Raw genomic sequence first — 23,558 nt, forward strand, 5'->3', positions numbered from 1 at the left:
ATGGCGAAGGGTCGAACTGAACCGGGACTTGACCGAGAGCTGTCTCACCTGCCGCCCGAGGGGCGCTGGCGCGAATGGATGCGGCGGATTGAGGCGGTTCTGTTTGCCAGCGCGTCGCCCGTCGCGCGGGATGATCTGGCGCGTGTGGTCGGGCAGGGGGCGTCGGTTGACCTTCTGATCGAAGACCTCGCCGCTGATCTGGAGGGGCGATCTTTTGAGGTGGCGCAGGTCTCGGACGGGTGGATATTGCGCACCCGGCCCACCTATGCCCCGGCGATCCGGGCGGCGGCGGATGTGGACGACCAGCTGCTGGACCTGAATGAGTTCGACGTCGCGGTGCTGGCCGCCATCGCCTATTCCCAGCCGATCACCCGCGACGGGTTGAAGGGGATTTTCGGCAAGGACATCAGCCGCGACCTGATCGGGCGATTGCATGCCCGTGGCTTGATCGGGACCGGCCCGCGCAGCCCCCGCCGCGGCGCGCCCTATACCTTTGTCACCACCGAGGCGTTCCTTGTCGCATTCGGGTTGCAAAGCCTGCGCGACCTGCCGGATCGCGAGCACCTGGAAGACGCGGGCCTGGGCGCCGCTTAGGGCCCCCCTCCGTCGCCTGACGCCGGGGTCGTCCGACAAGGCCGCCGAAAGAGATGCGTCAGACTGGACTGGATCACGCCAGAATGTTCGTCGCCAGTTGAAATCGATTTCTTGCCGGCTCCTCCCATTACTCCTTCCAAAAGAAATCAAAACCTGAGGTTTGGTAACCAAATTTCAGACCATTGAGATAACGAGAATCTTGCGCTTGGTAACCACTTTCCAAGCCGGGGAGATCAAAAAAAGCCAGAATTGGGCTGTTCCATTAACTTGAAGATACAGCTGCTAGATAGTCCTCTTCATCCCGTAGCTTGCCAATTCAACTGGGTTTGTTTGTAGGGGAACGGGCAGTTTGTCGCGAGGCGTTTCAGTATCTCGGATGCGGCGAGGATGTGAATGCCTTCCGGTAAACGGGCATGTCCTGAGCGTGCCATGTGTCGCACGACGGAACGCGATAGCGCCCCCGGACCTGTTCGCAGCCATAGAGATTCCGAGGCCCCGCTCAGAATGTCTCTGGTCGCTTCTTCTGCCACCTGTTGCAGGATCGGGCTGGCGGGTGCAGCTGCGATAAAATTGTTCGCTGTGCTGCCCAACCATTCTTGAAACAGAACGAGTTTGCTATTCCGGGGCAGAAGCCCGGACAGATCCTCGCGGCAGATATCGTCGGCATCGATCCAGATGCCGCCCTCGTGTCCAAGAACGACAAGACGCAGCAGGTCGGCCCGCTCTGCCGGATGGCGGGCCAGCATGAACGCCCGGGCCATTTCGGGACTGCCATGAGCCCGGACATAGGCCCGGCCGCTGTCACCATCGAAACGGTGATATTCAGCCCAGGGATTTCGCCCGGCGACCTGATCCATTGCGGCCTTGAGACCTGCTGTTGGGGGGGCGCCTTCCCAGTACTGAAAAATCTTTGGCGGGATGAATTTGGAGGACCCCTGATTCGGGTGTTCCGGCGCTTGGGCATCAAGCCGGTTTCCTTGCCGCATCGCGATCAGGATACCAATGGCCAGCATTGTGTTGCCATCGTTTTCGGCAAAAAGCTTCAGAAGGGTTTCAGGCGCATCTTCAGTCTGCCGGGCCAGACTCGCGGCTTCGGTCATCTGCGGGGCCAGCAACAGTTCGTTGATTAGCTGGCCTTGAATCCCATCCCGGGCTCTCCACGGTCTGGTTCCGTAAGCACGTTTCAGATGGCTCTCCTTGTTGAGATCATCCGTGGCATGCTGGGGGGCGAAGCGAAACAGATGTGCGACGGCCCGTTTGGAATAGGCCATCGCAAAGTTTGGGTCGGCCTGAATGGATTGGTCAAACTCAGCGATAGCGTTGTCGGGATCAAACCGGGCCAAGCTGACGCAGCCTTTGACATAGGAGACCCTGGCCATCTCATGAGTGGAGCTGGGTGTTAAGGTTGTCAGAAACTCCTGGGCCTCATCGACGTTTTCCATGTGACAAAGGAATTCGACATACGAACATTTGGCCTTCAAGGTCCCTTCCAGTGCAAGGGCTTTCAGGGTCTGTCGGGCGGTTGTGAAATCTCCGATTGCCCGGGCAGCCCTGAAGCGGCAATCGATAATGACCTCAGAGTGTGTGATGGAATCTGGAACCGTATCCAGGATCTTGAGAACTGCGTGCCCCTCGCCGTTCCGTATCATGGCGTCGGATTCCAATTTCCAGGCGCTTAGCATGTCCGGGGCGTCGATGCGGGCGGCTCGGGCCAGGCGCGCCGACGCGGACATGTCGTCGGCAAAGTTGGCTGCGGCTGCTGCAATGATCAGACGGTTGGGAGACGTGGGAGCCGTTGACAGCTCTTCGATCATTTTTTCCAGACCCGCGCGTTCTCTAAGGGCGCGCAAGGCTTTTGCGCGCACCATAAAGTGCTTGTGGTGCAGGGTTTGGTCCTCGGGGGTCTGGTCGGTCAGGGCGAGGGCCTGTTTCGCGTTGCCTTGGGCCAGAGCCATCTCGGCCCGTTCGACGGCCGCTCTTTCGGGCCACTCGGTGTCGAGCCGGAGCAGCATTTTGTCCCTGTAGGAACTATTGTCTGTTGCTTGCGCCCAGGACAGCGCAAGACCAAAGGCAAAGGGTTTGTTTTGCGCAATCGTGATGAAATCATCAAGCGCGGCCTGATTCAGCTGTTCGGGTGCGTCCTGAATGACCAACGATAGAAGGGTGCCTCGTACCTGTGGGACACCGGGGGCCACGTTCCAACTGTTTTCCAGAATTTTCCTGGCCTGTGCCCGATCACCTTTCGCGGCAAGAAGCTTGGACAGTTCAATAGCCGCACCGGAATGATCGGGCTTCAGATCCAGAATTTTGCGATAACTATCGGCGGCGCCTTCGAGGTCTTGTTGTATTTTTGCCATAGACGCCGCAGCCTCGAATTTTTTGATCCCATCGGGCAGGGCGTCAACATGTTGTGCGGCAATATCAAGTCCTTGGGTATGCTGGGCATCAATACAGATATTGATCCATTTCAGCAGGAAATTCGGATCGGCCTTGTGGGTGTCTGGCAGCGCGGCGAAAATCTCTATGGCAGCGTCAAAGTCATTCTGAGCCAGATTTATTTCCACTGGCCAAAGTTTGCGCAGCGGATGTTGGGGAAAGCGTGATGCAAGTTGGTTCAAGGCCAGTTCTGCACCCTCGATAATTCCCAAGTGCATGGCCGCATTGTAATGCAGAACAACACTGCGCAGGGTTTCTGTGTCTAAAATGCTGTTTTCTTGAATCTGTTCAAAAACTTCAGCGGATGGAGCCTGCCAGAACCGCTGCGCGAGCGAATTGACGTGGTCGGTCAAGAAAAGACACTCCTGGTGAAATTAATGTGATCCCAAAGCGGCGAGAAAAACGCCTGCCCCCGGCAGGCTATACCGGGCCGCGTTGAGCTTCCATGCAAAAGATGGATCAGATATTCTCTGTTGTCTGCGATGCGGCATAGGGGGCAGGCTTGGGCTCCCGAACAGATTATCGAGCCGTCAGGGCGCGGGTGTTTTCCCGCAGGCGGGGGTGGTGCAGACTACAGACTTTCAAGATAATGCGCATAGGCATGCGCGATGCCGTCTTTCAGCGGTCGTGCATCATTCCAGCCCAGATCATGCAGGCGGGCTGAATCCATCAGCTTGCGTGGGGTGCCGTCGGGTTTGGTGGCGTCAAAGGTCAGATCGGCCTGATAACCGACAACCTCGGCGATGGTTTCGGCCAGTTCGCGGATCGTGACTTCGACTCCTGATCCGACGTTCAGCGGGATCTCGTCGGAATAGTCTTTCAGCAAGAACACCAGCGCATCGGCCAGATCGTCGACATGCAGGAATTCGCGCAGCGGCGTGCCTGACCCCCAGAGTTCGACCGACGGCGCGCCCGCCTCTTTTGCCTCGTGAAACTTTCGGATCAGGGCGGGCAGCACGTGAGAGGTCTGCAGATCGTAATTGTCGCCGGGGCCATACAGGTTCGTGGGCTGGGCCGAGATGAAATCGGCGCCGTATTGTTTGCGATAGGCCTGACACAGCTTGATGCCGGCGATCTTGGCGATCGCGTACCATTCATTGGTGGGCTCCAGCGGGCCGGTCAAAAGCGCATCTTCTGAAATCGGCTGATCGGCCAGCTTGGGATAGATGCAGGACGACCCAAGGAACAACAGCTTTTCCACGCCCACGTCATGGGCCGCGCGGATGATGTTGGCCTCGATCATCAGGTTGTCATAAAGAAAATCGACCGGATAGCTGTTGTTGGCCAGAATGCCGCCAACGCGGGCGGCGCAGAGCACCACCGCGTCGGGCTTTTCCGCCGCCATCCAGTCGGCCACGGCCTGCTGGTTGATCAGATCGACCACGTCGCGTCCGGCCGTGATCACGTCGCAGGGCTCTCGTTCCAGTCGGCGTACCACGGCACCGCCCACCATGCCGCGATGGCCCGCGACCCAGACGCGTTTGCCGGTCAGATCATAGCTCATGGCCTTACCCCTCGCGATCGCGGCGCTGACGTTCCTGCGCCACCACGCCCAGATCCGAGCGGACCATTTCCGACACCATGTCGGCCAGCGACGCGGTATGGGTCCAGCCCAGCTTTTCGCGCGCCTTGCTGGGATCCCCGATCAGCAGGTCGACTTCAGTGGGGCGGAAATAACGTGGATCAACTTCGACGAGGCTGCGGTTGGTGCCGACCTCATATCCCTTTTCATCGGCCCCCTCGCCTTTCCAGTCGAGCTTGATCCCAACCTCGGCAAAGGCGGCATCGACAAAGCTGCGCACGGTGTGGGTTTCGCCGGTGGCCAGCACAAAATCATCCGGGGTATCGTGCTGGACGATGCGCCACATGCCTTCGACATAGTCCCGTGCATGGCCCCAGTCGCGCCGCGCATCCAGATTACCCAGATAAAGGGTGTCCTGCAGGCCAAGGCTGATCGCGGCGGCCGCGCGGGTGATCTTGCGGGTGACAAAGGTTTCGCCGCGCAGCGGGCTTTCATGGTTGAACAGGATGCCGTTGGAGGCATGCATGCCGTACGCTTCGCGATAGTTCACCGTGATCCAATAGGCATAAAGCTTGGCGGCGGCATAGGGCGAGCGTGGATAGAACGGCGTGGTTTCGGATTGTGGCACTTCCTGCACCAAACCGTACAATTCCGAGGTCGAGGCCTGATAGAACCGGGTGGTCTTTTCCAGCCCCAGAATACGGATCGCCTCCAACATGCGCAGCGTGCCGATGCCATCGGCATTGGCGGTGTATTCGGGCGTGTCGAAACTGACCTGCACGTGGCTTTGCGCGGCCAGGTTATACAGTTCGTCAGGCTGCACTTCCTGGATCAGGCGGATCAGGTTGGTGCTGTCGCTCAGATCGCCATAATGCAGATGGAAGCGACGACCGGTTTCATGCGGGTCCTGATACAGATGGTCGATCCGCGCGGTATTGAACGAGGACGAGCGCCGCTTGATCCCGTGTACCTCGTACCCTTTGGCCAGCAGAAGTTCGGCCAGATAAGCTCCGTCCTGTCCCGTGATCCCTGAAATCAATGCCCGTTTCATGAAATGCCTACTCTCTTCATTCCTGTCACCCTGTTGGGATTGGGGGCATTTCGAAGGAAATACAAGGACCAAGCAAGGGGCTTTGATCGGGAAACTGAATGTTTTCTTCGGTATGACAGAAGACGTATCGGTTCTGGCGGTGCGGTCCCGCGCCTTTTGAACCAGTCTGATGAGCTTGAGAAGGGCATCTTTGAGCCGTCCTTCGAGCGTCGTCATCAACGCTGGTCTCATGAGCTTTGATGTTTTAGATCGAACAGGTGGGCTGCAGCCCGAACACCAAGACTTAAGTGAAGAGGTTGCAATGCTGCTTCTAGATAAACTGGAAATTCTTACTGAGATGCCAGATGACGCATCTCGGTTGCGTTTTCTTGAAACGCTTCAAGCGCATTTTGATGCTGAATTCTATCTGGACAAATACCCGGATGTTCTGGCGGCCGGGCTGGATCCGATGGGGCATTATGTCAGGTCGGGTTGGCGGGAAGGCCGCGAGCCAAACCCGGAGTTCTCGACGCGTTCCTATCTGGACGCAAATCCGGATGTGGCCGAGGCCGGCGTCAACCCGTTCCTGCACTATGTCTCAATGATCTGCTCGAACACTGATGTTACAGCATCTTCTGACGAGACAGGCCCGGTGGTCGAGACCTCCGATCCTCTGGAGGTTTCTCCTTCCAGCGCAGACGCCTCACCTGAAGCGCCCGTTTCTGCAGCGGGGGCCTTATCCGGGGACGTCCTGCTTAATGATGATATGGCTGAAGAAATCGAGCGGATCCGCAGCGCCTTTGACGCCAAATTCTACCTGTTCAAGAACCCTGGCGTGGCCGAGGCCGGGGGGGACCCGGTCGAGCATTATGCCCGGTTCGGTTGGAAGGAAGGCCGCGATCCGAGCCCGGATTTTTCGACGCGCGCTTATCTGGAGGCCAATCCGGATGTGGCCGAGGCCGGTGTCAATCCGCTCCTGCACTATGTTCTCATGGTCTGGTCACCAGACGAAGCCACCACACCCTCCGAAGCTGAAGAGCCCATGCTTGCAAGCGTCGCGCATGAGGCGCCCGCTTCTGTTGATATGGACATCTCAGCTGAGGCCGCGCAGGATGATAATATGATTGCGGAAATCGACCGGATCCGCAGCGCATTCGACACCGAATTCTATCTGTTCAAGAACCCCGGCGTGGCCGAGGCCGGGGGGGATCCGGTCGAGCATTATGCCCGGTTCGGTTGGAAGGAAGGCCGCGATCCGAGCCCGGAGTTTTCGACCCTGTATTATTTGCAAGCTAACCCGGATGTGGCCGCGACAGGGCGAAACCCGTTCCTGCATTATGTTGTGAACGGTCAAAAGGAAGGGCGCAGGGGCAAGGCGGACGGCTGATGGGCCTGAGTGCCCGGTAGGGTGGCACACAACAGGCACATGTTTCCAAAACAGACATGCGTGTCATCGTGACCAGAGCGTGATATCGCCTTTCCACGCAATTTTGCCCCGGATACCATGTGTTCCGGTATCGAGTGATTAGGACATGACCCGCACCATTCTTTTGCATTATCATCTGTTCAAGAATGCCGGAAGTTCTCTGGATTACATTCTGAAGGCCAACTTTGGGGATCTTTGGGTCACACGGGAATTTTCGACAGAAACCCGGGACAATTCCGCCCAGATAGCGGCCTGGATCGAGGCCACGCCCGAGGCGGTGGCCTATTCCACCCATACGGCCGTGGGGCCGATCCCGCAGATTCCCGGCGTGCGGGTACTGACCGTGATGATGTTGCGTGATCCGGTGGCGCGGATCCGCTCTGCCTATCGGTTCGAGGTGACCCAGCAATCTGACAGCTGGGGCGCGCAACTGGCCAAGGCACATGACCTTGAGGGCTATGTCGAGGCGCGACTGGCCCGCACGGGTGACCGGCAATGTCGCAATTTTCAGACCAACCGCCTGGCAATGATGATACCGGATCTGGGTGGTGAGCGGGTTCGGGCGTTGGTCGCATTGCGATGCTTGTCGGTGATTGGCATGGTCGAGGATTTCGAGGGTACGCTCAGGCGGCTTGAAGCCGTGATGTGTCCCTATTTCCCGGAATTTCACGCCGAAACCGTTCGGACCAACACCACGCAGACCCGCCCCGAAACCGACGCGGATGCGCGGGTGAATGCGCGACTGGAAGAGGCCAATCGGGACGATCTGGCCATTCTGGATGCTGCGCGGATCCTGATCGCGCGTCAGGCGTCCCGGTCGCAGGCCGCCGGAGGTTAGGACCCCCCTTGGGATCCGGGTGCTGGACAAGCCCGGGCAGAGCGGGCAAACCTGCCTCCAACAGGTTCAGGATATTTGCACAGAATGGATCAGGCGCCTCAGCCTCCAATGGATCAGCCCCGCCCGTCATCGCTGGTTGTGATGATCGGTCCGCCGCGCAGCGGCACCACGCTGATCGCCAACACCTTCATGTCGCATTCGAAAGTGGCCGGATTGATCGAACCCTGGCACCGCCGCCGCGACGAAGATTATGCGACCACAGATCCGGCCCGGCTGATGGCTGAGAATGGGCTGACCCCGTCGCTCGGCCAGCCGCATCTGGCGATCAAGGAGACCACGACGCGGGGCGTCAATGTCGATCTGTCGCTGAAACTGTTACAGACGGCGGCGGATCAGGGCATCTATCCGGCCCTGATCGTGATCCTGCGCTGCCCATTCGCCGCCTTCCTGTCGCAGGTCGAAGCCTCGCGCCAGATGTGGCGCGAACAAAAGCTGACCGAGGCGTCGCAAGACACATTGGGGCGCTGGGTCAACGCACAGAGCCGGGCGCTGAAAAAGATCACCGACAACGCCCGGGTCCAGCACTTTCGCCTGATCAGCTATGAAGCCTTCTGTGCCCATCCCGCTTCCGAGATGGCGCGGCTGATGGCACTGATCCCCGAACGGCTGGAAGCCGACCAGATGCAACTGCGTCCTCCGGCCGGTCTGGCGGCAGGCGACCCCAAAACACGGGCCAAGGCGGGTCGGATCGAACTGACCGACCGCAGCCCTGCGATTGCCGAGCTGATCGAAACCGTGGGCCCCGGCAAGCCGCTCGATTTCTGCCAGCAGTTGCGCAAGATCGTGCTGGATCATGTCTGCCACGAACCCGACGCTGTGACGCTGGACCGGCTGTCGCGGCTGGTGGCGTAGGGGGCAGATATGGGCATCGGATATCAGGGAACCGACCGCAACGTCATAGATTATGACCTGTGGTATGCCGACGGTAACACACGGCTGGCCTTTCGCGGGCCGCGCGGAGATTTGTCGGCCCCCGGAGCGATCTGCTGCATCGGCGCGGCGCAGACCTTTGGCCGGTTTGTGCCCCGTCCTTTTGCGCAGCAGATCGGGGAGATCCTTGGCCGACCCGTGCTGAACCTTGGGTTTTCCGGGGCGGGGCCTGAATTCTATCTGGGCAAGCCGCCGCTGATGACCTGCCTTGCAGGTGCCGAGATGGTTGTGGTGCAGTCGATGTCAGCCCGGTCTGTCAGCGCCGGTGTTTTTGAGACCCGGGGCAATAACGGGGTGCTGAGGTTTCTGGACGGCCCGCGCAAGGGACAGGTTCTCAAGGCACAGAAAGCCTATCGAACCCTGCGCGAAGAGTATGGCGAAGACGCGTTTCGCGCTCAGGTCGCCGCCGTGCAGGCCGCGTGGCTGGACCGGCATCAGGATCTGGCGGCCCGGATCCCGGGGCGCAAGATTTTCCTGTGGCTGTCCTCCGAAGCACCGGGGGACAATGTGAAACTCGATAAATCCGCCGTCGGTACGTTCCCGCATTTCGTCGATGCAGAGATGGTGGAAAAGGTGGCCGGCATGGGGTTCGAGGTGGTGACCTGCGTGCTCAAGGACATGCCCCCTCAGGTGCTGGTCAACGATCGCACCGGCGTGGTCGAACAGGTGTATAACGCGCGCGATTTTCCAGATCGGCCTGACCGGACCCGCGCGCTGAACGGGTATTATGCCACGCCCGATCTGCACGATTTGGCGGCGCGCAAGCTGATCCGGCAGATCCTGTCGGTTTGATCCGGGTTTGTTTGGCGCTCGGACACGTGCCTCAAACCTGAAGGCAGGCTCCGCCTGGGTCGAGGAACTCGGTTCGAATCATCTGGTAAAGCGGCTGATCGGCCCAGCTGGCGTTCCGCATCGCGACCGCATCGGCCTCGGTCATCGTCTCCTTGCTCAGCGCAATGGTTTTGTTGCGGTTTTCTCGCTTGGGGGCGGGCAGATCGCGGTTCAGCAGTGTGCCGAGGTCGGCAATGAACCGGGGCAGACGCGGGGTGCAGCCGATCAGGTCGAACTGCTTTAGATTCTCGCGTGCGACCGTCAGCATCTCGGTTACGCGGGCGGCGCGGGGTCGCCGTCCAGCATGGCAGATATCGAGATAGGCGTCATGGCCCAGAATGTATTTGGCCTGAGTGTTGTGCAGGCTCCCATTGTCATTCATCAGGCTGGCAAAGTCGGCTTCGGCGGCATTGGCGGCGGCATGCAGGGCGTGGGCGGGGCGGCTGGCGATGTGGTTGTACAACGACAGATGCAGATCCTGCGGCGGTCGCACCACGGTGATTTTTTTGTATCCGGGGGCAGCGTGGCCAGGAAATCCACCCGCAAATGCCCCTGATAAAAGTCATAACCCGGGAGATCGGCATGGGTTGTCCCGCGATAGTCGGGCGCGTGATAGGCCGGACAGACCGTAAGAGCCTCGCCATAGGCCTGCAGAATGACCCGCTCGGTCGAAATGCCCCCCGGTCTTGGGTATATGCATGAAGGCCAGTTTCACCATATGCTCATGCCTGCCACTGTGCCGCGCAGGCGGATTCATAGATCTCAAGCAGCTGCGGGTAGGTCTTGCAGATATGGGCGCGGGTGTCCGGGTCGATGTCGTCCGGGCGTTGCCCCCCATGCGACCGGTTCTGATGGCTCAGACTGACCGCAGCGTAATTCCGGGTCCGGGCAAAGCGGAGCTCAAGAAACTCACTGATCCGCTGCAGCGGCACCACGTCCAGCCGGTCAAAGCCCGAAGGGTCGAAAAAGGCCGCCGCCCCGTCATCATCCAGTGCATAAAACCGGGACTGGCGGGCAAAGTCCGCAAAGTCGTTTTCCATGGCCACCTTGACCTGCCCGCGCAGCGTGTCGCGGGTCATGCCACGATGGGTCCAGACATGCGGTTTCTGCAGGTGCTTATAAAGCGACAGCATCAGATCGACAGGATGGCGGATCATGACAAAGGCCCAGGGCGGCATGGTCAGGCCGTTCTCGTGGATCAGGTCCACCGCGCGGGCGACATTGGCGTGGCGCGGGCCGCTGAGGCAGGTCAGCTTTGCGGCGCTGTCCGGCGCTGTGGCCATCGCGTGGGTCTGCGGGTGTGATTTTGGTTCCGAAAATGCATGCACCGGGCCATCGGCAACATTGACCAGATACCGGGTCAGCGACATGCCACCGGTCTTCATGAAGTGGATAAAGGCGAAATCGTCGGTGTGGATCATGTGTTGGCCCTTGGCTCTTAGCCTTTTGCACCCTGGCCGCGCGCATACATATCCTCGTAGCGGATGATGTCATCTTCGCCCAGATACGACCCGGTCTGGACCTCGATCAGCACCATGTCGATCTTGCCGGGGTTTTCCATCCGGTGCACCGCGCCCAGCGGGATATAGACCGACTGGTTCTCGGCCAGCAGATGCACGGTGTCATCGACGGTGACCCTGGCGGTGCCTTCAACCACGATCCAGTGTTCAGACCGGTGGTGGTGGCTTTGCAGGGACAGCGAGGCACCGGGTTTCACCACGATGCGCTTGACCTGGAACCTGTTGGCCAGGATCAGGGTCTCGAAATGGCCCCAGGGGCGGAAATCGACAGGCAGCGCGGTGGCCTGAGACGCCCCCTTGGCCTTCAGCGCCGTGACCGCCAGCTTGACGTCCTGCGACCGCGACATATCCGCAACCAGCACCGCATCCTTCATGGCCACGGCGACGATGTTCTCAAGCCCCAGCCCGACCAGTTGCTGATCATCGCTTTCCGCGCGCAGCAGCGTGTTGCGGCAGTCGATGGCGGTGACCGGGCCAGTGGTGGCCAGCCCGTTTTCATCGGGGCCGATAAGGTCGCGTACGGCCGTCCAGCTGCCCAGATCAGACCAGCCTGCCGAGAACGGCACGACAGACAGGTTCGTTGCCCGTTCCATCACCGCATAGTCGATCGAGATTTCTTCGGCTGCGTCCCAGGCTTCGGGGTCCAGCCGCAGAAAGCCAAGGTCGACCTGGGCCTGATCAACGGCGGCCTTGACGGGCGGGATCAGATCGGGGGCATGTTGTTCAAAGGCGGCCAGAATATCGCGGGCGGCAAACAGGAAGATGCCCGAATTCCACAGATAGCTGCCATCGGCCAGCATCGCCTGTGCCGTCTCAAGATCGGGTTTTTCGACGAACCGGGTCAAAGGTACGGCGGCCCCCGACCCGTCGGGGCGGGCGGACAGCTGCAGATACCCATATCCGGTTTCGGGCTGGTCCGGGGTAATGCCAAAGGTGATCAGATCACCGCGCGCCTCGATCGCGGCAACACCTGTCGCGACGGCGGCACGGAACGCCTCAGCATCGGGCACCACATGATCCGAAGGCGCCACTAGCAGGATCGCATCCGGATCGCGCGCCGCCAGATACAGCGCGGCGGCCAGAACGGCAGGCGCCGTGTTGCGCCCGTCGGGTTCGATCATCACCGGGCCGGGATCGATGCCGATCTCATGCAGCTGTTCGGTGACGATGAACCGGAAGTCGGCATTGGTCAGGATCGTGGGGGCGGCATAGTCGACAGTGCCATCGGTGCCGGTCATCCGCTGGGCGCAGGTCTGAAACAGAGAGGTTTCTCCGACCAGCGGGACGAACTGCTTGGGATAGCTTTTGCGCGACAAAGGCCACAGACGGGTGCCGACACCGCCACACAGGATCACGGGATGAACAATAGCCAAAGTGATACCCTTTTGTTCAGTTTTTGCGAGGACTTACCTGAAATAACCGCCCGATCATACAGGCTGGATCGGGTTCGGCCAGAGGGGTTTTCGGATAATCTGTGCTGTGGCCCATATCGGTACTCGTATTGGGGCCCATGCCGCGGGGTGGTCTGCGGCGCTTTTACGAAACACCTCAAGGGTTTCTATGCTCTGCAGGGTCGCGTTCTGCCCGCTTTGAGGTATGGTGCGGCAATGGCCCGCGCATGGCGGGGGCCTGTCATGACAGAAACGGGAGGACGCTGTGCCGGTCAGGCTGGCGCATGGCAGGTTTCCCGCAAAAGCAAAGAGTAAGACCGATGGATACGAGCGCGCCAAAGACCACAGATCTGCCCGAAGGCGTGGCCCAGATCATCATCTCGGACGGCACTGTTCTGGCCGAAGTCGCGCCGGCTCTGGCTGCACGGGGGCTGGCGCTTGAGCTTGGGACCGACAAGGTGCCTTTTGCCAAAGACGGAGCCGAACCGCCCGTGGGCGGGGTGGATTACCGCCCGTTCCTTGAACAGCCGTTGCTGGTGAACGTTCCGGACGGCACCTGTACTGCCCTGCTGAATGCCAGCGCGCAATGGACCCTGGCGGGGCGTCAGACGCTTCAGGTCGAATTCAACAACCACGACCAGCACACCCGGGTGCAACTGGCCGCGCCGATCCGCCTGCCCGCCCATGACACGCCGCTGACCTTCCGGGTCTATCTGGCGTCGCATCGTGGTGGCGGCCATCTTGAGCTGCGCCGGATCCGCCGGGACGGCGCCGGGGCGGAAACCGTCACCATGTCTGCTGAGCTTGCCTTTGATCCGGCCTGCGCGGGGGGGCACGAGACGGACTCTTATGCGGCCCGCGACTGTACCTTAGGCGCGTCCGAGCATCCGACCGAGCTGGTGATGACGATCGCCTATGACAAGTATCAGGGCGGCGACAGTGAATTGCCCCCGGTGTTGTTCGTCGCTGACCCACGGGTTGAAAGCGACGCCGCGGATTCAGACCGGCTGGAACGGTTCGTTCTGTCGGGGACACCGGTGCCGGGCGCCGTCTGGTTGCGCGCCGCGCTGCCCGGTCAGGCCGAGCCCGAAGAACCGCTGGTTCTGACCCTGGGGGACGACCGGCATGTGCTGATCGAAGGCCGCCCCCGCGACCTTGAGATTCTGGACGATCATGGCAACAGCCTGCGGGTGCGGGCCTCGGAACAGGCGGTGTACCGGGTGCTGCTGGACGGCAAATTTGCCTTTTACCGGTCGCTGGGCCCGAATGGCGACTGGATCGACGTCCCGCAAGAGTACCAGACTGGCCATTACCGCAGTCTGACCGTGACGGATGAGGCCGGGGTGCACCGGTTGCTGCACACCTATGTCCTGCCGCCCCGGCTGCTGACGCGGATAGAGATCATGCAACGCGAAAGCCGCGCGCCCTTCCCCGGGTCGCTGGCGGTGCAGGCCGAACATCGCTATGGCGCGCTGCGCGCGCATCTGACCGCAGGCAGCCCGCCCGAAACGCTGGCCCAGATCGGCCATGCGCTGCAGGTGGTTGAAGGCGGGCATGACAACGTCAAGCTTGAGCCGCTGGCCTTCCCGGTGGTGGAAAATCCCGATGTATCGGTGGTGATGCCAGCGCATGACAAGGTTGAGCTGACCTATCTGGCGCTGGCCAGCTTGCTGCTGGCCCATAACACCACCACCTTCGAGGTGATCTTGGTCGATGATGCGTCGGAAGATGACACCGCCCGGCTTGAGGATATCGTGGCCGGCATCACCGTGGTGCGCAACGACACCCCGCAGCGGTTCATCCGGGCCTGCAATGCCGGTGTGGCAGCGGCGCGGGGCACCTATGTGGCGTTGCTGAACAATGATGTCGAGGTCACGGTCGGCTGGTTAGACGCGCTGGTTGACGGGTTTTTGCGCTTTGACAATGTCGGCGCGGTGGGGGCCAAGCTGCTCTATCCCGATGGCAAGCTGCAGGATGCCGGTGGCATCGTCTGGGGCAATGGCAACCCGTGGAACTATGGCAATCGCGCCAACCCCTGGGATCCGCGGTTCTGTTATGCCCGGCAGGTCGATTACCTGACCGGCGCGGCGCTGCTGACCAAAAAGACGATCTGGGACGAGGTCGGCGGCCTGTCGTCTTACCTTGAGCCGATGTATTTCGACGACACCGATTTTTCGTTCAAGCTGCGCGAAGCGGGCTATAGCACCTGGTTCATCCCGTCATCGGTCGTCTACCATTTTGAAGGCAAGACCAGCGGCACCGACACCGGGTCAGGCTTCAAGCGGTATCAAGAGATCAACCGACCCAAGTTCAAGCGCCGCTGGGCCAAAGCGTATATCGGGCATGGGGCCGAAGGCGTGACCCCGGATCTGGAAAAGGACCGCGGCATCATCGGCCGGGTGCTGTTCATCGATCAGGGCATTCCCCGCCCCGATCGCGATGCGGGCAGCTTTGCTGCTGTGCAGGAAATCCGGCTGGTCCAAAGCCTAGGGTACAAGGTGACCTTCCTGCCCGCCAACCTGTCGCACCTGGGATCATATGTGGACGATCTGGAAAAGATGGGGGTCGAGGTGATCCGCGCGCCTTTCGCCCGGTCGGTGACAGATTACCTGACCCGCCACGTCGCCGATTTCGACGCGGTCTATATCACGCGCTATTACGTGGCCGAAAAAGTAATCAACAAGATCCGCGCGCTGGCGCCGCGGGCCAAGATCCTGTTCAACAACGCCGATCTGCATTTCCTGCGTGAATTGCGCGCCGGTCTGGTGGCCGACGACAAGAAGATGTTGGCCAAGGCCCGCAAGACCCGCAAGAAAGAAGTCGCGGTGATGGGCAAGGCGGATGTTGTGCTCAGCTATAATGACGTCGAACACTCGGTGATCCAGTCCCATACCGGTGGTCAGGTGCAGGTTGCCAAATGCCCCTGGGTGGTCGAGATGCCCGACGAGGTGCCGCCGCTGGATGGGCGCTCGGGCCTGTCTTTCCTTGGCAATTACAATCACGCGCCCAATGCCGAAGCGGTAGAGTGGTTTGCCGGTCACGTCATGCCGCTTCTGGAAACCGAGCTGCCCGGTGTGGGGTTCCACATCTATGGCTCGGGTATGCCGGATGAGATCCAGGAACTCGACTCTGCTGAAACCGGCGGCGCGATCCATGCCATCGGCTATATCGCCGATCTGGCGGATGCCTATGACCGGCGCCGGATTTTTGTGGCACCACTGCTGTCTGGGGCCGGGATCAAGGGCAAGGTGCTGGCCGCTCTTGCCCATGGTGTGCCCTGCGTGTTGACGCCGACGGCGGCCGAAGGCATCGGTGTGCGGCATGGCCACGACTGCCTGATTGCCACCACCCCGTCCGAATGGTGCGCCGCGATTGCACAGCTGCAGACCGATGACGCCCTGTGGCACGAGATTTCGGGCAATGCCCGGGCCTATGTGCAGCAGAATTTCTCGTTTGAAACCGGGCGGGCGTTGATGCGCGCCGCCTTTGAAAGCGTCGATCTGTATTCACCAAGGGGCTGAGGCCTGGGGTCAGATGCTCAGAGCGCAGGATCCGCCGGAGTGTCCGATCCTGAAGCGTAAAAGTCATTCAGACATAAAAAAGCAGGCCCCTGAAGGGCCTGCTTTAAAACTTGAGTCGAACCAGACGATTTAGTTGGTGGTCGTCGTGGTCGTGGTTGTTGTTGTGCCGCTGGTGCTGTCATCGCTGCCTGCGATCGCAACAATCGCGGCCAGGCCGAGAACACCGGCTGCGATTGCGCCGCCACCGGCCAGAGCTGTGCCGCCCAAGGCGCCAGCTGCACCCGCGGTGCTGCCCGCAATGGTGCTACCTGCAGCGGCTGCGGCCGCGCCGGAACCCGGAGGGCACACAGCCGAGAGACGGCCATCGGCCAGATACTCTGCTGAAATCGGTTCAAAACCGACACCGCAGACGCCGCGTTCACGCGCGTCATCAAGCGCATCGGCATAAGCTGCGCCGGCCAGACCGGCGATTGTCAGGGCCGTAACGGCAAACACTTTTTTCATAATCCAAAACCCCTTTGGCTATACTTGAGATAGGTTGTAGCGCAGATTCCCGTCATTTTCAACGAGAGCCAGCACTGGTTTCCATGTATTTCGGCGTTTTTTCGCTGCGCTGCAATATGATACAGCATCTGGCGCGCCGGAATTGCAGTTTCACAGGCCATGCCGGCCTGATTATTCGACCAGACGCCGCAGCCGGATATACCCCAGTTGCGGCCCGGCCCATTGTCGCGACTTCCAGACAATTCCACGCCCCGAATCAACCCAGTAGTCGTTTATGACCACGCCTTCGGTTTCGTTGGCCCGGGCTTCGCAGACCTGACGCAGGTGCCGTGTGCCATATTTCAGTTCGACAATTTCCAGCGTCTCGGGCCCCATATCGACCAGATCGCAGGTCAGCGTCGCGGGCCAGACCTTTTCGGCGCCCGCGCGGATCTGCAGCACCTGGGCCCCGCTATGCGAAGGCCCCGCACCGGTCCCGGTGACCGGCACCGTGGCCGACATCACGTCGCCGCCCAGCCCGCGGGTATTGATGATGATGCCATTGCGGGTGCTGATCTGGGCGCCATCCTGAGACCGCCAGACCTGAATCTGGCCGGGGCTGCTGTCGCGCAGTGTCTTGTCGAGGAACACATAGGCCAGGGTATCGGTGTGCTCGATGATGACCTCCAGCGCCGCAACCTGAACTGTTCCCAGGGCGGCCCGGGTCAGGGGCGGACGCTCTTCCTCGGGGGCGGTGCGGCGGGCGATATTCTGGAACCCCGCCTCGAAAACCTGATTCGAGGCCGGGGTGATTTCGTTGCCGCCGGTGCAGGCCGCAAGTCCCAGCCCGCAGATCATCGTCAGGACTGTGGCGCGCAACAATTGTGTCGGGCGTGTCGGACGGGTCAGATACATCATTCCCAGATCCTCGGCCATTGTTTGGTAAGCGCCTCGCGATGTGCATCCTGGACCTGACTGAACAGTCGGCCCGGCACGTATACGCGCTGGCCACCATCCCGCTGGGTCGGACGGATGACAGTGCCGACACCCTTCTGGCTGGGCTTGCCCAGGAACCAGCCAAGCGGCATCCGGAACCGGATGCCCTTGTCAAATGACCCTTCGCCGAAATCTTCTGCCGATACGTTGGTCAGCGTGAAGAAGGCGCCGACCGACCAGCCATTGTCGAACCGCCGGTCCAGGCTGAAGGTCGCGCCATAGTCGCCGGCCAGATACCGGCCAACGTCCACCTGGCCCTCATAACCGCCGCCGAAATCGTAATAGGCCGAGGCATGGCTGGTGACGACCGAATAGTCGAGAAAGCCAAAGAGCTGGTCATATTCGCGCTGCTTGACCCAGTTGGCTTCAACCCCCAATGCGAGTCGGCTGTTCACCGGTTTCCACAGGACTTCGCCCGAGATCCCGCCATACATGGTTTCCAGATAGCCGCCGGTGATGCGGGCATACAGATCGTTGCGCGGTTGCCAGTATTTGGCGGCATACAGGTTGTTCATCGTGGTGTCGTACTGGGCATACTTCACCTGATCGGTCCGCACATGCGGCAGGACCGAGTTCGACACCCGCCCATCCTTGACGTTTCCGGCGATGCGCTGGCGGATCGCGCCCGAAACGATCCAGCCCGGTGCCGGGCGCCAGGTGCCGCGCAGCGTCACGCCGACATCCAGGCGGAAAGGCTGATCCGGATCGAAATAGGCCGGCGAGAAATACGGTGATACCGCCCAGCCGTAATCGGGATACAGATCGGGATCTCTGATTGCGGTGTCACTGGGGGCACCGACGTCGGTAAAGCCCGCCACCGCCAGCAGGGCATCGGCGCTGAGCGCGTCAAATTCAAGCGCTTCCAGATCCGACCGGCGCAAGACTGTGGCCGACAGGCCCATACCATCGCGGACGGGCACCAGGCGGAAGGTTTCGACCGAGGCCGGCATCACCAGTGCCAGTGCCCGCGCGGCACGGCCAACCGCGTTGGTCATCGCGCCATAGCGCAGGTTACGGAACCGCAGCTCGGCTTCATGCGCGCTGACATCCAGCGATTCCAGCACCAGGCCACTTTCTTTCATCAGCGGTCGCAGACGCTGGACATAGGTCAGTGCGGCGTCCTGGCTGTCAGCCCAGCCGGTGTTCCAGGCATTGGGGCTGGTTTTGCGGTCGGGGCGGCGGGTGATCGGCTGAGGCGATGGCGCCACGATCATTGGGGACGGCGGGTGATTCGGGTTCAGCTGGAACTGCACCGTGAGGCCGAATTCCGAGCCGTACATAAAATAGGCCCCGACCCGGGTCCGGTCGGTCCACTGGTATTCAACGCCGAAGTTGAACGGTGACTTCTTGGTGAACACATTGGTGGTCTGGGTCTCGGTGACATAGTCGTCCGAGGAATACTCCACCTTGAACCCCAGGCGATCATTGGGGCGATATTCCACCCCGCCAAACAGTGCAGCAGGGCCGCGGAACCACTGGTCCCAGGCGACCTGACCACCGGTCGAATTGGGATCGAAGGACGGACGTTCTCCATAGCCGCCAAAGCTGTTGTAGCTGCCAAGCCGGCCCCAACCGATGCCGCCGGTGACCTTCAGGTGTCCGGGCAGTCTGTAGGCACCCCAGCCGGGGGTCTTGAAGTTCTTGCTCGCCACGAAATATTCCGCAGCATAAATCCCGGTGCCGACGAAATCCTGCAGGCCCATCGTGATCTCGGGCCGATAGCGGCCTTCCTTCAGCAGCCGGAACCGAACATCGAACCCACGGTCATAATAGGTTTCGAACCCGCCAAGGTTCCAGTTTTCGATCCCGTTATAGCGGAAGCTGGCCGACATCCACGGGGTGGCCTGGAAGGTCAGCGTATAGCGGCTGTTGCCCCCAAAATACGAGATCCCGGTGGTGAACTGCCCGTCGGGCAGCATCGCGGACGATGGCATGTCCATAAGACCGGGCGAGCCATAAAAGTTCAGGCTGGGTGGCGGCAGCGGTGTGAACACCGGTGCGGCTTCGGCGCTGCCGGGTGTGGACCCGGGAATCCGCACTTTGGTGTCCAGACCGCTCAGATCGACAGGGGCCACCGTCACCTGATTGCCGGATTGGGCCAGCACGGCCCCGGTCGTCAGGGTCGTCAGGCCCCATCCGGCCACAACCGCTGCACCGGCCCAGGCACAGGGGCGGGCAAGGGTCCAGGCAGTGTGCGGGAGCTTTTTGGACACGGGGATTTTGGGCCTTCTTGCCAGGGCTGCAATTCTGATGCGTTTAGATCATAAAGCGGCGAAGCGGATCAACGCTACAGTGCTGGACTGTGCTGCAAACGACGTCATTTGGATGACAGGGTGATGCGGATTTACCCATCACAGAGTCCGGGAGGGGGGTGAGGTGCGGTGGGGGCCAAAAAATGCGCCGAATCCAAGGCCACGTATCAGGAGGTTTTGCGCCCCGCCTTGCTCTGACTATAGCCTTCGACCCAGCGGATGATGATCGCGCGGGCGGCTTCGGGGTCACTGGCGGCCAGCGCTTCGCGCAGGCCTCGCAGCACCGAGGCCACTTCGATCTCGGACAGCGCCTCTTCGCGGGCGCAAAAGATCTTCTGATAGCGGGTCCCGATCAGGTCGCCCGACAGCGTCAGCTCTTCTTCAAGCTTTTCACCCGGGCGCAGGCCGATGATGTCGATCTCGATATCACCCTCCGGATTGGCGGCGTCGCGCACCGTATAACCCGCGCTTTCGATGACCTGACGGGCCAGTTGCATGATCGGGACCGACTTGCCCATGTCGAGCACAAAGACCTCGCCGCCACGCGCTTCGGAACCGGCCTTCAGCACCAGTTGCACGGCTTCGCGGATGGTCATGAAGAACCGTTTCACCCGTGGGTCGGTCACGGTGACCGGGCCGCCGCGACTGACCTGTTCCTGAAACAGTGGCACGACAGAGCCGGACGACCCCAGCACGTTGCCGAAGCGGACCATGGTGAAGATGGTGTTGGGATGCCGTGTGGCCAGATCCTGAACCACCAGTTCGGCCAGACGCTTGGACGCGCCCATCACATTGGTCGGGCGCACGGCCTTGTCCGAGGAAATCAGGATGAAGCGTTCGACCCCGGATTCGGCGGCCGCGCGGGCCAGAGTCTGGGTGCCGAACACGTTGTTGGTCAGCCCGGCCAGCGGGTTCGCTTCGACCAGCGGCACGTGCTTGTAAGCTGCGGCATGCAGAACCACCTGGACCTTGTGCTGCGCCAGGATCTGACGCACCTGGCGCGGATCCGTGACCGATCCCAGCACCGGGACGATTTCAATCTTGGTGCCTTCGATCAGCTGAGCCAGTTCCTGATGCACGGTATAAAGCGCCAGTTCGCTGAGTTCATACAGGATGATCCGGGTCGGCCGGCAGCCCAGCAGCTGGCGGCAGAGTTCAGATCCGATCGATCCGCCCGCCCCCGAGACCAGAACCGTGCGGCCCTCGTAGCTGGAACAGGCATCGCCCAGGTTGCCGTCGGTGGATTTGCGCGGCAGGAAATACTGTGCCTGCAGCGGGGTCAGTTTGTCGATCAGGGCCTCTTCGCCGATCAGCTGCGCAAACGAGGGCAGCGCCTGCACCTCAAGCCGCATCTTTTGCAGGCGGCGCGCGATCTGGGCCTGTTTCGGCTGGCTGAGGGACGGCATCGCCAGCAACACCCGCTTGATGTCGCGGTCGCGGACCAGTTCGGCGATGCGGGCTGGCGGATAGACCGGCAGCCCCGCCAGCAGCAGACCCTGCAGCGAGGTGTTGTCGTCGACAAAGGCAACGGGGTCGATGCTGTCATGCGCGCGCAGCGCCTGAGCCAGCTGGGTGCCGGTGGTGCCAGCGCCATAAATCAGCACCCGGCAGCGTGGCTGCGCCCGGCGATAGACGGCTGTGACGATCTGGTACAGCACCGCGCGGCTGGCCACCGAGAACAGGAAATACCCGATGCCAAAGATCACATGGGTGCCCGCCGGCAGGTTCAGCCCGGCAAAGCCCGACAGCAGCGCCGACGCACCGGCCAGCAGCATCGCAAAGATCGCTGTCAGCCCCACCGCGTGGTGCTCATAGGCTTTTAACTGGATATGCGGGATGCCCAGCCACATCGACAGGCCAGCCCCGATCAGCATCAAATAAGGCAGAACGGGCAGCGTCTGAATCAGCGTGTCATAGGCAGAGTTGGGCAGGGACTGCACAGAATAGGTAAACAGCAGCGCAGCCGGAATAAGGGCAAGGTCGACAGCCAGCAGGACATAAACCTTCTGCGACCGCGACAGAGCGTGGATTAATTTGAGCATTTTAAATCGTTTCCCCCAGAAAACAGGATCTGCCAAAATTGGCAGGCCAGCGGGATGCCGGGTCAAAAGAAGAGGTCGTTCACGTCGCGTTGAATGCAGAAAAAACAGGCGGTTGACCAGTAGGCACGCAAAATACCCTACTGTAAGTTCGCACGCGCGCCAAACGGAAAACAGGTGCTGTGCAGCATTCCGCCGGTTTGCTGTGTGACGTTGCCAGGGGTTTGCCCGAGAACCGGGCACCATCGAAAAATATTACACGGTCAAAATTATTACACGGCGCGGGTAACATTTCGTTGTTTTTTACGTGCGCCTAATTATTAGAGACCCAAAAATTATGAAGAGCCAAAAAACCAGGCAAGAGCAGTCTTCCTTAACATGAATACCGGTCGCTGTGCCCCGCTGGGGCAGGGATGGCCAAGGTGTCTTCTGTATCGTGACGAGTACCTCTTTTTTAAGGGTTTTGAGCACAGGATTGTCCAACCCTTGTCCCGACCTTCGCCATAATTCACGGCCAAAAACGCGCTGAAACACGAAAAGGCTCCAAATTACATGTGCACCATTTGCTCCGCTTTCCGCCCCTATACGCCCGACTGTGACTATGAAGGCCTGGCCCAAACCAGCAGTTCCGCAACGACGTCGGCGACCTCATCCGCCCCCATCGCCAGTCTGGACGAAATGGCCGATTACCTGACGGATGGCTTCTGGGAGGATCTTGGTGTCGTCGGGCATGGGTATGACACGTCGTCAAGCAACCAGATCACCGTGAACATCACCGGGCTGACAGCCGATGGCCAACAACTGGCCCGCTGGGCGTTCGAGGCGTGGGAATCGGTGGCCGATATCGACTTTGTCGAAGTCAGCGACGCCGACGCCCAGATCGTCATTAATGACAACGACCCTGGCGCGGTCACCGGGTACATGGCGATCGAAGACGTTGTCGAATCCTCCACGATCAACATTGGCCCGGACTGGCTGGAGGTTTTTGGCACCCAGCTGGGCAGCTATGCCTTCCAGAGTTACATGCACGAGATCGGCCATACGCTGGGTCTGGGGCATCAGGGCAATTACAACAATGACGCCAGCTATGGCACGACCGAACTTTTTGCCAATGACAGCTGGCAGTTGTCAGTGATGTCCTATTTCGATCAGCAACAGAACACGATGGTCGACGACACCCGGGCCGAAACTGTGACGCCGATGATGGTCGATATCATCGCGATCCAGTCGATCTATGGCGCGCCCGGGACCGACAGTCTGACTGCAGGCGACACCACCTATGGTAAGGATCATACGCTGGGTGACAGCTGGATGGGTCAGCTGACCGATGCGGCGCTCGGCACCGGGTCGGCCGAGGTCTGGGACGGCACGCCGTTCTCGCTCACCGTTTATGATCACAGCGGCTATGACGTCATCGATTTCTCGACCGATACCGAGGATCAGATTGTCGACCTGAACGGCGAAGGGATCTCGAATGTTTTCGGGGCCGAGGGCACCATGGCAATTGCCCGCGACACCGTGATCGAGGAATACCGCGCCGGCAAGGGCGACGATAAAGTGATCGGCAATGACGCGGACAATGTCATCCTGGGCGGCGGCGGCGACGATGATATGGACGGCGGCGACGGCAAGGACAAGCTGAACGGCGGGGGCGGTAATGACACTCTGATTGGTGGCGGCGATAATGAC

General features: G+C 60.7%; 17 protein-coding genes. 7 read left to right on the forward strand and 10 right to left on the reverse strand.

Translation table 11 applies throughout. The features are described from left to right. On the forward strand, window positions 1-594 hold the full coding sequence (gene scpB / locus FOY56_RS22335) for an SMC-Scp complex subunit ScpB (RefSeq protein WP_146348373.1): 594 nt from the start codon (window positions 1-3) through the stop codon (window positions 592-594). Between the two features lie 296 nt (window positions 595-890). On the opposite strand, the gene FOY56_RS22340 is transcribed toward scpB, so the two are convergent. The 3 genes from FOY56_RS22340 to gmd form a co-directional block, all read right to left on the reverse strand. Beyond that, window positions 891-3,383 carry a tetratricopeptide repeat protein gene (locus tag FOY56_RS22340; protein ID WP_146348374.1) on the reverse strand — a complete coding sequence of 831 codons (2,493 nt, stop codon included), beginning with the start codon at window positions 3,381-3,383 and terminating at the stop codon, window positions 891-893. Between the two features lie 218 nt (window positions 3,384-3,601). Further along, a complete protein-coding gene (gene fcl, locus FOY56_RS22345; RefSeq protein ID WP_146348375.1) occupies window positions 3,602-4,534 on the reverse strand; it encodes a GDP-L-fucose synthase in 933 nt (310 codons plus the stop codon). A gap of 4 nt (window positions 4,535-4,538) precedes the next feature. Continuing rightward, the gene (gene gmd / locus FOY56_RS22350) at window positions 4,539-5,603 is read right to left on the reverse strand and encodes a GDP-mannose 4,6-dehydratase (protein ID WP_146348376.1); all 1,065 of its coding nucleotides are present in this window, start codon (window positions 5,601-5,603) and stop codon (window positions 4,539-4,541) included. Window positions 5,604-5,904: 301 nt separating this feature from the next. On the opposite strand from gmd, the gene FOY56_RS22355 reads away from it, so the two are divergent. From FOY56_RS22355 to FOY56_RS22370, 4 genes are all read left to right on the forward strand, one after another. Continuing rightward, the gene (locus FOY56_RS22355) at window positions 5,905-6,969 is read left to right on the forward strand and encodes a hypothetical protein (RefSeq protein ID WP_222435023.1); all 1,065 of its coding nucleotides are present in this window, start codon (window positions 5,905-5,907) and stop codon (window positions 6,967-6,969) included. A 145-nt stretch (window positions 6,970-7,114) separates the two neighbouring features. Then, window positions 7,115-7,846: a sulfotransferase family 2 domain-containing protein gene (locus FOY56_RS22360; RefSeq protein WP_146348378.1), complete on the forward strand. Its 732-nt coding sequence runs from the start codon at window positions 7,115-7,117 to the stop codon at window positions 7,844-7,846. Window positions 7,847-7,930: 84 nt separating this feature from the next. Continuing rightward, on the forward strand, window positions 7,931-8,758 hold the full coding sequence (locus tag FOY56_RS22365) for a sulfotransferase family protein (RefSeq protein ID WP_146348379.1): 828 nt from the start codon (window positions 7,931-7,933) through the stop codon (window positions 8,756-8,758). Window positions 8,759-8,767: 9 nt separating this feature from the next. Continuing rightward, on the forward strand, window positions 8,768-9,628 hold the full coding sequence (locus FOY56_RS22370; RefSeq protein ID WP_146348380.1) for a DUF6473 family protein: 861 nt from the start codon (window positions 8,768-8,770) through the stop codon (window positions 9,626-9,628). A gap of 31 nt (window positions 9,629-9,659) precedes the next feature. Here the strand turns inward: FOY56_RS22370 and FOY56_RS24005 are convergent, their stop codons facing one another. From FOY56_RS24005 to FOY56_RS22390, 3 genes are all read right to left on the reverse strand, one after another. After that, window positions 9,660-10,163, reverse strand: a complete 504-nt coding sequence (locus FOY56_RS24005; protein WP_246139566.1) for a hypothetical protein — start codon at window positions 10,161-10,163, stop codon at window positions 9,660-9,662. A gap of 226 nt (window positions 10,164-10,389) precedes the next feature. Then, complete coding sequence (locus FOY56_RS22385) at window positions 10,390-11,088, reverse strand: sulfotransferase family 2 domain-containing protein (protein WP_146348383.1); 699 nt, start codon at window positions 11,086-11,088, stop codon at window positions 10,390-10,392. Between the two features lie 17 nt (window positions 11,089-11,105). Beyond that, window positions 11,106-12,560 (reverse strand): mannose-1-phosphate guanylyltransferase/mannose-6-phosphate isomerase, encoded by a 1,455-nt coding sequence (locus tag FOY56_RS22390; RefSeq protein ID WP_146348384.1) that lies wholly within the window; start codon window positions 12,558-12,560, stop codon window positions 11,106-11,108. A 338-nt stretch (window positions 12,561-12,898) separates the two neighbouring features. On the opposite strand from FOY56_RS22390, the gene FOY56_RS22395 reads away from it, so the two are divergent. After that, on the forward strand, window positions 12,899-16,099 hold the full coding sequence (locus tag FOY56_RS22395) for a glycosyltransferase (protein ID WP_186766437.1): 3,201 nt from the start codon (window positions 12,899-12,901) through the stop codon (window positions 16,097-16,099). A 129-nt stretch (window positions 16,100-16,228) separates the two neighbouring features. Here FOY56_RS22395 and FOY56_RS22400 read toward each other — a convergent pair whose 3' ends face one another. The 4 genes from FOY56_RS22400 to FOY56_RS22415 all read right to left on the reverse strand — a co-directional run bounded on the left by FOY56_RS22400 (window position 16,229) and on the right by FOY56_RS22415 (window position 21,872). After that, entirely contained in the window at window positions 16,229-16,603 is a 375-nt protein-coding gene (locus tag FOY56_RS22400) for a hypothetical protein (RefSeq protein WP_146348386.1), read from the reverse strand. Window positions 16,604-16,774: 171 nt separating this feature from the next. After that, entirely contained in the window at window positions 16,775-17,500 is a 726-nt protein-coding gene (locus tag FOY56_RS22405; RefSeq protein ID WP_186766438.1) for a YjbF family lipoprotein, read from the reverse strand. After that, complete coding sequence (locus tag FOY56_RS22410) at window positions 17,497-19,791, reverse strand: YjbH domain-containing protein (RefSeq protein ID WP_246139567.1); 2,295 nt, start codon at window positions 19,789-19,791, stop codon at window positions 17,497-17,499. The genes FOY56_RS22405 and FOY56_RS22410 overlap by 4 nt, the downstream gene beginning before the upstream one ends. Window positions 19,792-19,997: 206 nt before the next feature. Further along, a complete protein-coding gene (locus FOY56_RS22415) occupies window positions 19,998-21,872 on the reverse strand; it encodes a polysaccharide biosynthesis protein (RefSeq protein ID WP_146348388.1) in 1,875 nt (624 codons plus the stop codon). Window positions 21,873-22,421: 549 nt separating this feature from the next. Between FOY56_RS22415 and FOY56_RS22420 the strand changes: the two genes are divergently transcribed. Further along, window positions 22,422-23,558: M10 family metallopeptidase (locus tag FOY56_RS22420; RefSeq protein ID WP_186766439.1), on the forward strand; the 1,137-nt coding region annotated here is incomplete at its 3' end.

The sequence above is a fragment of the Falsiphaeobacter marinintestinus genome (assembly GCF_007923355.1).
GTDB lineage: Bacteria > Pseudomonadota > Alphaproteobacteria > Rhodobacterales > Rhodobacteraceae > Phaeobacter_A > Phaeobacter_A marinintestinus.

Coding starts and splice junctions, on each gene's coding strand:
- fcl (WP_146348375.1), bottom strand. CDS start 4,534: ATGAGCTATGATCTGACCGGCAAACGCGTCTGGGTCGCGGGCCATCGC.
- FOY56_RS22360 (WP_146348378.1), top strand. CDS start 7,115: ATGACCCGCACCATTCTTTTGCATTATCATCTGTTCAAGAATGCCGGA.
- FOY56_RS22370 (WP_146348380.1), top strand. CDS start 8,768: ATGGGCATCGGATATCAGGGAACCGACCGCAACGTCATAGATTATGAC.
- scpB (WP_146348373.1), top strand. CDS start 1: ATGGCGAAGGGTCGAACTGAACCGGGACTTGACCGAGAGCTGTCTCAC.
- FOY56_RS22395 (WP_186766437.1), top strand. CDS start 12,899: ATGGATACGAGCGCGCCAAAGACCACAGATCTGCCCGAAGGCGTGGCC.
- FOY56_RS22415 (WP_146348388.1), bottom strand. CDS start 21,872: ATGCTCAAATTAATCCACGCTCTGTCGCGGTCGCAGAAGGTTTATGTC.
- FOY56_RS22405 (WP_186766438.1), bottom strand. CDS start 17,500: ATGATGTATCTGACCCGTCCGACACGCCCGACACAATTGTTGCGCGCC.
- FOY56_RS22385 (WP_146348383.1), bottom strand. CDS start 11,088: ATGATCCACACCGACGATTTCGCCTTTATCCACTTCATGAAGACCGGT.
- FOY56_RS22400 (WP_146348386.1), bottom strand. CDS start 16,603: ATGAAAAAAGTGTTTGCCGTTACGGCCCTGACAATCGCCGGTCTGGCC.
- FOY56_RS22365 (WP_146348379.1), top strand. CDS start 7,931: ATGGATCAGGCGCCTCAGCCTCCAATGGATCAGCCCCGCCCGTCATCG.
- FOY56_RS22355 (WP_222435023.1), top strand. CDS start 5,905: ATGCTGCTTCTAGATAAACTGGAAATTCTTACTGAGATGCCAGATGAC.
- gmd (WP_146348376.1), bottom strand. CDS start 5,603: ATGAAACGGGCATTGATTTCAGGGATCACGGGACAGGACGGAGCTTAT.